The sequence below is a fragment of the Bacillus sp. Medicinal_06 genome (assembly GCF_056711665.1).
The window spans coordinates 23,653-33,988 of sequence record NZ_JBWYHD010000024.1; the positions used below are offsets into that span (position 1 = coordinate 23,653).

Below are 10,336 nucleotides of genomic sequence, written 5' to 3' on the forward strand. Positions count from 1 at the left end.
ATTTCTATATATTTTAGTTAGAGTAGATTTCTAGTTGTCATCTTAGATTGAAATTTATATTATTTTGAAAGGTGGTAATTAGACATAAATTGCTCAATTTCTTCAATAGCTTTTTTGTACCCCCCAGCCTCTCGAAGAGACTCTCCAATTTTACGGCTCTTTTCCTTAAATGTTACATCGTCCATTACTTTCTTTACAGTTTCACGTAATAACTCTGGCGTTACTTCTTTACGATTCAATCTTATTCCAGCCCCTACTTCGGCTACTCGTTTTGCAACTAAAGGTTGATCCCCTGTCACCGGAACTACGACTAACGGAACACCGTAATATAATGCTTCACTTGAGCTATTCATACCACCATGTGTCACGAATACATCAGCGTGCTGTAATACTTCTAATTGCGGGACATAATTATACAACTTAAAGTTATTGGGGATATTTTCAAATTGACTTATATTTATCTTCTTACCAACAACTAATACGACTGTCGCTTCTACATCTTTAAAAGCTTCAAAACATTTTTCATATAGCTCAGGTTGTTCATTAAAAACTGTTCCCATAGAAATGAAAATCACTTTTTCATTTTTTAAATCTTCGGTAGGAAAACTGTCCACTTCTTTACGAGTAGCAATTGATGGACCTACAAATTTATACGATTCATCAAATACATCCGAATACGGTTGATACTCTTTAGAAGTATATACAATCGTAATATCTCCAGGATGATTCATAATATCATATAGACTATTACATTCCATTCCATATCGCTCTTTCCATTGTTCCAGTCCAGCTAAGCACGATTGGTATAGTGGATCATTTTCATCTATTTGTCTCGCTTCTTGTTCATCATTAAAGACAATGTACTGATTATAAGCAAAAGTTGTACAAGAAGAAATGTTAGGTAATTTAAAAATATTCGCTATGATACGGCCTACAGGAAAATGATTATCATAAATCATGTAAGCGTACTGTTCTCCTCTCGTCTCTTCTATAATTTGATTGACAATACGTTCCGATGCTTCCATCATATGTGATAACATCGGAACAGGACTACCTCCTTCATTTACTCGTTCCATAATATTAATCTGAGAAAAAAAATTCTCAAATGCTCGAAACTCCGCACCTGTTGCTTCAATCTTCTTTCTATAATCCTCAATACAATATGCAACAACTGTTTCTCCACGCTGAATTAACTCACTAACAATAGCTAACGTCGGATTAATATGACCTTCTCCAGGAAAATTTATTACGAGTACATTCGCCATTACAATCTTTCCTTTCCATTTAATATAATTAAATTAATAATTAATTATGTTAATCAATCCCCATTATAAACCAATCTATTCCATGCATTCATATATTTCTCTTCATTTTATTATTGAGAAATATTTTCTACTGCTAATGTTATTATGAGTACAAAATTTTAAAAACACCTAATAAATTCAACCTTTACTTTTCATATCCAGTAATATAAGACCATTATATTTTAAAGTATGTATATAAACATTTATTTTTATAATTCTAACAATAATAGAGGTACCGCCACATCAATATTAAGCTAAGATTCTTAATTACCCCATAATCATCAACCCAATGAAATGAAATCCACCAAACAAGTAATTTATTTTTATACAGTTATTTATGAGAATTCACCTCAAAAATTCGTTTAAAAAGGTATACTTTTATAGACATACCAAGGACTCACTAGATATTTGAATACATAGTAATGAAAAGTGAACCAAAAGGTGTACTTTTTGATATAATGTATAAATTTTTAATGAATTAAGCTAATTCCCCTATTTCGGGGATTTAGGAAAAAACACCCTAGCTTGATGGGCACACGAGACTATGCCCCAAAAACATGTATCCCAGTTGAACCCCATTATGATGCTTTGGAGGCGTTAATTTTTGCACCAGAACCAAATCAACTATATTACCTTTGGAATCTATCGCACGATAGAGATACATTCATTGCGATTTTACCTTGATATACGTTTCATCGACTCACCAAGAATCATTAACTTCCTTTAATTGACGACGTATCCGCTTGTCCAATTCAGAACTATACTGATGTATCCAACTTATAATGGTTGTATGAGGGATAGATCGTCTCTGCCTTCCCATCATTTCTACGAAGTCACAAAAACTTAAATTGTACCGAAATTACCATCACTTTGACTCAGCTATCGCTGACCGAATGGCATTACTGAATTTTTTCATCTTGGAATTATCATTTGTAAGCTCGTCGCGCAAAGCAGTGGTAAGCTCCAGTTGCACGCCTTTTAGGTTTTTACCCTTATTTACGATATTCTCCGGGTCGGTCCCTCTGAGATTGTCAGGTGTAGTCCCAATGCCGAAACCTGCGTCGGACAATTTACTCAAAATATTCTTCTTTAATTCCTCATCAAGTCCACCCATGTAAACTAGTTTTTCTGTTCCTTTCGCACCATGGATAGAAATAACTTTGTTTTTTTGTGCTGTCATTCCCAGAGCTATTGGGTCGTCATAATGGGTAGAAGTTAGATGCAAATCATTTCGCTCATCGTTATTTAAATCTTCATATTTTTTAGCATTAAATATGTAGTAACTGTAATCACTTAGGGCAATTTTTTTTGCAATTTGGTCCGTTCCAGATTCAATCCTTCCACCGTGGATTGCTAAAATGATTGCATCAGCACTTGGTATATCTTGGGTTTCAATGGTATAATCTATACCTATTTGGTAATGCGTCGACAATTCTGCAAAGTTATTGTATACATCCGATGCGGCTGAAGCTGTAGACACAGCGAATGCTGAAGCAGTGAACAAAGATGTCAGAGCTAACATAGTTTTTTTCATTTCAATTCTCCTTTTTATTTGAACTCTTACTTGTATGATCCTGAATTCGGAAAATGAATACGTAGTCATCTCAAGCAAACAAATGACTCCTGGAGAGTCAATGAAACGTATATCAAGGTAAAATCGCAATGAATGTATCTCTATCGTGCGGTAGATTTCGAAGAACAAACCATTGATTTTTATCTGTTGTGCAATTGCTTGTTTTTTTAACCATAAATTCACTTATTTCTCATATACGGATTAATACACACAAAAGGTAATCATAACCTATTTACACATAATTTACCACATCTATCCGCCTATCATTGTAACATAACTTCAATGGTTCTGTTGCAAAGTTTTTAAAACTAAGCTAAACTTTTGCAAAACAGAGTGAGGAGAATCATAAATGGGATATTTTAAAGGAAAACAATTCAGGAAAGATATTATTTTAGTAGCCGTCGGCTACTACTGTCGTTTTTCTTTAAGTTATCGAGATATATCTGAAATTTTGAAAGAACGTGGTGTATCGGTCCATCCCACAACCATCATGCGATGGGTTCATGAATATGGAAATCTCATTTATCAGATTTGGAAGAAGAAAAACAAAAACACATTGTTATCTTGGCGTTTGGATGAAACCTATATCAAGGTGAAAGGGCAATGGTGTTATTTATATCGAGCAATTGATAAAGAGGGACAAACACTTGATATTCAACTTCGTCAAAAACGGGACACACAAGCAGCATATGCTTTTATGAAAAGACTTGTTCGAACTTTTGGAGAACCAACGATTCTGACGACAGATAAGGCCCCTTCTTTAGCTTCCGCATTCAAAAAATTAAAGGAGATAGGTCTTTACAAAAATACCTTTCATCGTACAATCAAGCACCTCAATAATATCATTGAGCAAGATCATCGACATGTGAAACGTCGATTCTCCCGTTCTTTAGGGTTTCAAAGTCTTCGCCATGCCTCACGTACTATTAAAGGTATAGAAACTGTTCATGCCATATACAAACAAAAACGAAGTCTTCAACCAAACTTCGTTTTTTCGACGTATAACGCATTACATGAATTATTAATAGTTTCATAAAACTGGTCCACAATATTCTCCATCTCTTTATGTCTTCGGAAACTTTGCAACAGAACCGACGTGAGCGCATTGGGAGTAAGAAGGTTTTAAAGCGTTCTAATCAATTTAGGCACTATATCATGAGAAATGATATCTACATTGCATACGGTTGCCCTGATACATGGAAGCAAGAAGTAAAAATGAATGTAAAAGGTGTTGTTTCTATAATCGCAGATGCTTTATTTAACGATGAGGGTCGATATCACATTGTAGAGATTGACCACGAGCAGAAGATGAGCGCAAACCGAGTGAAAATGCAGAAGTACCGAAAGCTAATCGATTGTAATGTATTTGATAAACCACCTAAATTTACATGGTACACAACAACTGAATACCGCAGGAAAACCTTACAGAAGCTGTGCGAGGGATTGGATTGCAACATATTTACGGTTACTGATTTCCATTAAAAATAGGGAGATGGTCCATATGGAAACTGAGACAATGAGCATCAAGGATTTCATGGACGGTAATTATGGAGCGAAGAAAAAGTGGAGCTTGTTCAAAAAGAAAGCAAAAAAATACGCACCTGTCGCGGTGCGAGTATCATTAGTAATCGGTAGTGCTATTATATTCAGCAATTTTATAGATATTACTCATGGGTTTGCTGCTGAACCTGGAACAGATGTTAATGAAGTATTCAAAGATGTTCAATGAAATGATGGGAAGATAAAGAATTATATAGATGGTCAACTGTATAACCGTATTGTAAATGCATTTGAGCCAGTTATCTTTTTAATTAAAGCAGTGTCATATCCTATTGCATCCGTTGTGGCGTTATGCGGAGGATTGTTTATTATGGTTGGTAGCCAGGAACGAGGGTTTTCATTAATAAGTCGCGCAGGAATTGGCTATATAGTGGTGCAGATGATTCCGTTGTTTATGCGTTTACTTGTTGAGATAGCTAAAGCAATTTAGTCCTACAGTTGTAGGGCTTTTTTATTGCAGTATTCAAGATGTGACAATAACCATATATCTTTATTATCAAACATCATATCTTAACTAAAAATTTGCAATAATTGGATTTATATTTCTAAAAATGTTATATATTTACATAAATGGAAGTTGATATTATGATAAAGATGCAAGTTATAAAAATATAAAAAGGGGGATTTTTTATGTTTAAAAAACTAGCAATTGGAGCTTTAGCAACTGGAATTGCTTTATCTGGAGCTGGAGGAGCACTTGCAGCTGAACAATCTCAGGTAGTTGATAAAAAGATTTCATCCAATTCCATGGCATCAGTTAATGTAGGTAACGGACAAACTAACGGAACACTTTATTCTATTAGTGCTTATCATTTAATTCCAGTAAAAGCTGCGAGCCTAAGTCAAAAATCACTTTCTGTGGATTTATGGGGACATTCAGCTACTAAAATTTCTATTTATGAAGATAGTGCGTCTGGTAGACTTTTAGGTTCATGGACAATGTCTGAAACACCAAAGACAGTAAGCATTAACCCTAGTAAAACTTATTATTTACGTATTGGTGTAATGCCATATAGCCAAGATAGTCCGTGGAACTATGTGGTAAATTGGCAATTTAAATAATTAAGAAAAAACCCTGTTTATACAGGGTTTTTTCTTTGCAGGAATTTATCAATCATCATGGAATACTGTCACTAGGAGGTGTTGTGACGCTATGACGGATGGGATTGTTTATTCCTCTAGTGAAGTATACAAAAGGCTAGGAATAAGTGATAGTACGTTAAGAAAGTATATGGAAGTGTTACAACGAGAAGGATTTACAGTAAAGAAAGATAATCGTGGTAGACGCCAATACACAGACAGTGACATTATGGTTATTGAGAAATTAATTGAGCTTAGTAAGCATGACGGTATGACGTTAGAAAAGGCTGCGAAGATGATTGCGCAGCAAATAGAAAAAGTTAATCCGGATCTGATTAAAGAAGAGCCTGAGGAAACGGACTTAGTCCCATTCCACATTAAACAGCAATTGCAGCAACAATATAGTGTTATGGCGAAAGAAATGAATCAGAGTATGTTAGCAATGGAAAAGCGATTGAGTGAGCAAGCGAAGCAAAGTAACGAGGAAATCAAAGCAAGCATAGAAGCGCACAATGAACGAGTGGAAAAACGATTAGAAGCACGGGATGAGAATCTAATGAAAACTTTGCGTGAGATGCAGGAAGCGAAGAGAATGATGCAGGAGTTTCGGGATGAGGTTGCTGCTGCAAAAGAGGAGAAAAAGCCTTGGTGGAGGTTCTGGTAAACTACGCAAGAGTAGAAAAATATACTTTTCTACTTGTGAGTAAGTATATAAAAAGCCCTACATATGTAGGGCTGATTTTCTATTAGCAAGTTAAAATTATTTACTGTCGGAAATTATGTCGTTTAGGGTATGCTGTTCACGTTCATTTAATTTATTAGCGATGTAGTAATCTAGGGTTCTGTTGCAAAGTTTCTTAACAGATAAAAAGTTGGTATGATTGCAGATGGATTTTATGCAATCGTTAGTAATTGTTGTAATTCATTGTACGTCGAAAAAACGAAGTTTGGTTGTTGCAAACTTCGTTTTCGTTTATATAGAGCATGAACGGTTTCAATGCCTTTCAAGGTACGTGAAGCATGGCGAAGATTTTGAAATCCTGCAGATTTGGCAAAACGTCTTTTTACATGCCTATGATCCTGTTCAATAAGATTGTTTAAATGCTTGATTGTACAATGGATGGTAGTTTGATAAAATCCTTGTTTTCTTAATTTGTTAAATGCGCAAAGTAATGCTGGCGCTTTGTCTGTAGTGAGAACCGTAGGTTCTCCAAAATGTTTTACTAATCTTTTCATGAAGGCATAGGCAGCCTGATGATTCCGCTTTTTACGAAGTTGAATATCCAATGTGTGTCCATCTTTATTAATTGCACGATAGAGATAACGCCATTCTCCCTTAACTTTGATATAAGTCTCATCCAAATGCCAAGATAAGCGTGCAGATTTATTTTTCACTTTCCAATTTTGATAGATGAGATTGCCATATTCATGAACCCATCGCATGATGGTTGTTGGGTGAACTGAAATACCACGTTCTTTCAGGATTTCAGACACATCGCAATAACTTAAAGAAAAACGACAATAGTAGCCGACGGCTACCAAAATAATATCCTTTTTAAACTGTTTTCCTTTAAAATACCCCATATATCATTCTCCTGCTCACACTTTTTCTACAGGTTATCTCAGTTTAGAAATCTTTGCAACACAACCCTTTTTACAAAATATAAGTTATAATTTTTTAGAAGAGCAATCTGTAAGTCCCATTGAAATATGTGGTGAATTTGGGATATGAAGTGCATATTAAAAAAGAGATAATGCACTAAAAAAGTGTTCTTATCCCTTTTTTACTTATATGATGAAGAAATCAATTGTGGGAAAATTAAACAAACGTTTGTTTAAAACATTTTGGCTACGAGGTATTATATTTTCAATTGTCCACTTTGTTCAATTTCACGTTTATTATATAAATTTTATATAACAAAGAAAAAAACACCCGTTTTGGATGCTTCATCTTAATTATCTAGAGTGTATGTAAATTTGAAAAATCTCTATTACGTAGTTTTAGCAAAGCTTAATGGTTTTATTTATACTTTAGTCGTACATATATTTTAATTATTTTTGAAATGTTAATGAACATCCTGTAATAATGAAAGTAAACTTTTGAATATTAGTTTACATTCGTAAGAGGAAAAATAAAAGAGACAATGATGAATTAACTCATCATTGTCTCTTTTCAATTAAATCTTTACTGTAAAACCTCAACATATAAAGGATTAGCAGTTATATAGTTTCCTGATTTCAGCTTATACATTTTTGAACCATTTACAGTTAACGTTTCCACAACAGTGAATACATCACCTTGTTTCACAGTACCAGCCTTTGCATTCCAATCAGGTTGATTATAATAATATAATTCTTCTGCTTTCACACGAATTAAGAATGTTTTCTTCTGTAACCCAAATGCCTTTACTAAACCATTTACATGTCCTCTTGCAAGTTGTTCTCTAAATGTTGCATTACCTAATTTTTGAGCATCTTCTGCTCGATCAATAAACCCATTTTCAGTTAATACTGCTGGCATATTCGTTTCTCTTAACACATGGAAATTATTCGTTTTAACTCCTCTATCATAAAGGGCAGTTGTTTTCATAATTTCTTGATGAATTATATTTTGGTAAGTCGTAGTTGGTGCTCCTGCATTTGGATAACTATAATCTTCATAACCAGTGCCACCACCACTATTAATATGTACAGATAAGAAAAAGTCTGCTCCCAAATTATTTGCATCAGTTGTTCGCTGCGTTAACGTAGGGTATACATCACTCGTACGACTCATTCTAATTTCATGCCCTGTATATTCTGCATTTAAAATGTTACGAATACGTGTTGCAATATCTAATGTTAAGTCTTTTTCTCGTAAACCATTTCCAATCGCTCCTGTATCCGTTCCACCATGACCTGGATCAAGATAAATCTTAACTGTCTCCGCACTTGCATGTGCAGTTGGTATAGCAAAATACATACATGCTACACATAATAAAACAATGCTACCTTTCACAAAAGCTGATAATTTCTTCAATGCTGTCACTTACTTTACTCTCCCTTTGCATATGAATTTACAGATATTCCCTACACTCCAAGTCTACTAGACTCTACATCCCCTTCCTAAAAAAAGGATTTCAATTAAACTACTAAACTATCACTGTCCTAATTAATTCTTTTGAATTTTACTCAAAATAAAAAACAAAATCAATATATAATTTTGTTTTTTATAAATAATTATTTTTTCAGAATCAAAATTAGTAAAATCTTGAAATGTATGTATTTATTTATGATATAAAAAGGGATTAACCCTATTCATCTCTATATTAAAAAAATGGGTTCTGGTGCAAAATATATGAAGAATGACATCGAGAATAGTAGATTCCTAACGGAATCGTATCTTATGCTATAAGTCCAAACATTTGGTGAATGAACTCTTTTTGATTTTGGACAGATTGATTTTCTAAATCAATCTGTCCCTTTTTTATCATATGCATGGCTTCCACACCACTCAATATAGAGATTGCTGTTTTAAATGACTTGAATCCCAACATAGAACGCACACGTTTCTTAATAAAACGATGATCTTGTTCCACTATATTATTGAGATATCTAACTTGCCTAATTTTTATGCCTTCAGGCATATGTTTCTCTTTTTTCAACGCTTGAATTGCTACAGGGTAAGCAGGATTCTTATCTACTGTTATCACGCGAGGTTTAGAAATATGAAAAGACTGCAAAGCTTTCTTGAAGAATCGCTTTGCAGCCTTGTGGTTTCTTGTTTTGCTTAAGTAAAAATCGATGGTATTTCCTTTCGAATCGACAGCACGATACAGGTAAATCCATTGACTTTTTACTTTGATATATGTTTCATCGACTCTCCAAGAGTCATTGGTTTGCTTGAGATGACGACGGATTCTTTTGTCTAATTCAGGACCATACTGATGAACCCACGGCATAATCGTTGTATGAGCAACGGATAAGCCCCGTTCCTCCATCATTTCCACCAAATCACGAAAGCTCAAGTTGTACCGTAGGTACCATCTTACTGTTTGCAAAATAATATCATGGTGATAATGCTTCCACTTGAATAAATTTCACTTTTCCATACTGATCACGCACCTTTTTTAGAGTACTAGTATCAGTATGTCCAAGATTTAGAGATTACTTGCAATTAGCTTGAAGTTTTCGCACCAGAACCGTTAGATTCATACATAAATGATTTGGAATTGCATCATAATCTACCATTGAACAGTCTATGCAGGTTTCTATGCCTCTATCAAATGATTTTTGCACCAGAACCAAGTTTTATAGATTTATTATAATTATCCTGAAGTTTTTGCACCAGAACCCTTTTATGCTATACTCTTAAAGAGAACGTAACAGTGACAAGTCTCTTCTATGTATAAATATCTTGTCACTGATCTTTTCTCTTATGTCTTCTTCTTGCATCTTGAAAGAGCCACAATCCCAGCCATTGGGGATTGTGGCTCTTTTGCTTTCTTAGTTTTTTATTATGAATTTTCTCTCAAAATATGTTCAACTTCTTCTATACTTAATTTACTTGCTTTTGCAATTGTTTCGATTGGTACACCAAGTTCATGCATACCTTTAATCATTTGTATTTTCCCTTGCTGAACGCCTTCTTGGATGCCTTCTTTTTTTCCTTCATTACGAGCATGGGCAAACTTCGCCGCTTCATCCATCAACGCTTTCTCCCTTGCTTCATACGCTTGTCGGAAAGAAGAATCTTGACTCATACGTTCCCATTTATTCATTGCCTTTTGTAAAATAGGGTCTTGGTTCATCGCAATATCCTCCAATGTTTGGGTTAATT

At 34.4% G+C, this 10,336-nt stretch carries 10 protein-coding genes and 3 pseudogenes; 6 read left to right on the forward strand and 7 right to left on the reverse strand.

The window, feature by feature from the left end:
* Positions 1–59: 59 nt before the first annotated feature.
* From AC1M36_RS26920 to AC1M36_RS26930, 3 genes and pseudogenes are all read right to left on the reverse strand, one after another.
* Positions 60–1,265 (reverse strand): macrolide family glycosyltransferase, encoded by a 1,206-nt coding sequence (locus AC1M36_RS26920; protein WP_241819372.1) that lies wholly within the window; start codon positions 1,263–1,265, stop codon positions 60–62.
* Between the two features lie 706 nt (positions 1,266–1,971).
* Positions 1,972–2,160 (reverse strand): annotated as a pseudogene (locus tag AC1M36_RS26925) (IS6 family transposase); the annotation flags it as partial.
* Positions 2,161–2,169: 9 nt separating this feature from the next.
* Complete coding sequence (locus AC1M36_RS26930; RefSeq protein WP_479846442.1) at positions 2,170–2,838, reverse strand: poly-gamma-glutamate hydrolase family protein; 669 nt, start codon at positions 2,836–2,838, stop codon at positions 2,170–2,172.
* Between the two features lie 57 nt (positions 2,839–2,895).
* Here AC1M36_RS26930 and AC1M36_RS26935 point away from each other — a divergent pair.
* The 6 genes and pseudogenes from AC1M36_RS26935 to AC1M36_RS26960 all read left to right on the forward strand — a co-directional run.
* Positions 2,896–2,967: pseudogene (locus tag AC1M36_RS26935) on the forward strand (IS6 family transposase); the annotation flags it as partial.
* A gap of 259 nt (positions 2,968–3,226) precedes the next feature.
* Complete coding sequence (locus AC1M36_RS26940) at positions 3,227–3,913, forward strand: IS6 family transposase (protein ID WP_431613445.1); 687 nt, start codon at positions 3,227–3,229, stop codon at positions 3,911–3,913.
* Positions 3,914–3,942: 29 nt separating this feature from the next.
* Entirely contained in the window at positions 3,943–4,359 is a 417-nt protein-coding gene (locus AC1M36_RS26945; protein ID WP_479846443.1) for a replication-relaxation family protein, read from the forward strand.
* Positions 4,360–4,378: 19 nt separating this feature from the next.
* Positions 4,379–4,606 carry a hypothetical protein gene (locus AC1M36_RS26950; protein WP_479846444.1) on the forward strand — a complete coding sequence of 76 codons (228 nt, stop codon included), beginning with the start codon at positions 4,379–4,381 and terminating at the stop codon, positions 4,604–4,606.
* 461 nt (positions 4,607–5,067) lie between these two features.
* Positions 5,068–5,499 (forward strand): hypothetical protein, encoded by a 432-nt coding sequence (locus AC1M36_RS26955; RefSeq protein ID WP_336454490.1) that lies wholly within the window; start codon positions 5,068–5,070, stop codon positions 5,497–5,499.
* 91 nt (positions 5,500–5,590) lie between these two features.
* Complete coding sequence (locus AC1M36_RS26960) at positions 5,591–6,181, forward strand: DUF3967 domain-containing protein (RefSeq protein ID WP_336454489.1); 591 nt, start codon at positions 5,591–5,593, stop codon at positions 6,179–6,181.
* Positions 6,182–6,411: 230 nt separating this feature from the next.
* Here AC1M36_RS26960 and AC1M36_RS26965 read toward each other — a convergent pair whose 3' ends face one another.
* From AC1M36_RS26965 to AC1M36_RS26980, 4 genes and pseudogenes are all read right to left on the reverse strand, one after another.
* On the reverse strand, positions 6,412–7,101 hold the full coding sequence (locus AC1M36_RS26965) for an IS6 family transposase (RefSeq protein WP_479846445.1): 690 nt from the start codon (positions 7,099–7,101) through the stop codon (positions 6,412–6,414).
* 601 nt (positions 7,102–7,702) lie between these two features.
* A complete protein-coding gene (locus AC1M36_RS26970) occupies positions 7,703–8,545 on the reverse strand; it encodes an N-acetylmuramoyl-L-alanine amidase (RefSeq protein WP_479846446.1) in 843 nt (280 codons plus the stop codon).
* 355 nt (positions 8,546–8,900) lie between these two features.
* A pseudogene (locus AC1M36_RS26975) lies at positions 8,901–9,608 on the reverse strand (IS6 family transposase).
* Between the two features lie 405 nt (positions 9,609–10,013).
* Positions 10,014–10,336 (reverse strand): Rpn family recombination-promoting nuclease/putative transposase (locus tag AC1M36_RS26980; protein WP_479846447.1); only part of this gene is annotated, 323 nt, incomplete at its 5' end.

What these genes read in the sequence shown, in the direction of transcription:
- AC1M36_RS26920 (WP_241819372.1), bottom strand. Translation starts at nt 1,265, where the DNA reads ATGGCGAATGTACTCGTAATAAATTTTCCTGGAGAAGGTCATATTAAT.
- AC1M36_RS26930 (WP_479846442.1), bottom strand. Translation starts at nt 2,838, where the DNA reads ATGAAAAAAACTATGTTAGCTCTGACATCTTTGTTCACTGCTTCAGCA.
- AC1M36_RS26940 (WP_431613445.1), top strand. Translation starts at nt 3,227, where the DNA reads ATGGGATATTTTAAAGGAAAACAATTCAGGAAAGATATTATTTTAGTA.
- AC1M36_RS26945 (WP_479846443.1), top strand. Translation starts at nt 3,943, where the DNA reads ATGTCTTCGGAAACTTTGCAACAGAACCGACGTGAGCGCATTGGGAGT.
- AC1M36_RS26950 (WP_479846444.1), top strand. Translation starts at nt 4,379, where the DNA reads ATGGAAACTGAGACAATGAGCATCAAGGATTTCATGGACGGTAATTAT.
- AC1M36_RS26955 (WP_336454490.1), top strand. Translation starts at nt 5,068, where the DNA reads ATGTTTAAAAAACTAGCAATTGGAGCTTTAGCAACTGGAATTGCTTTA.
- AC1M36_RS26960 (WP_336454489.1), top strand. Translation starts at nt 5,591, where the DNA reads ATGACGGATGGGATTGTTTATTCCTCTAGTGAAGTATACAAAAGGCTA.
- AC1M36_RS26965 (WP_479846445.1), bottom strand. Translation starts at nt 7,101, where the DNA reads ATGGGGTATTTTAAAGGAAAACAGTTTAAAAAGGATATTATTTTGGTA.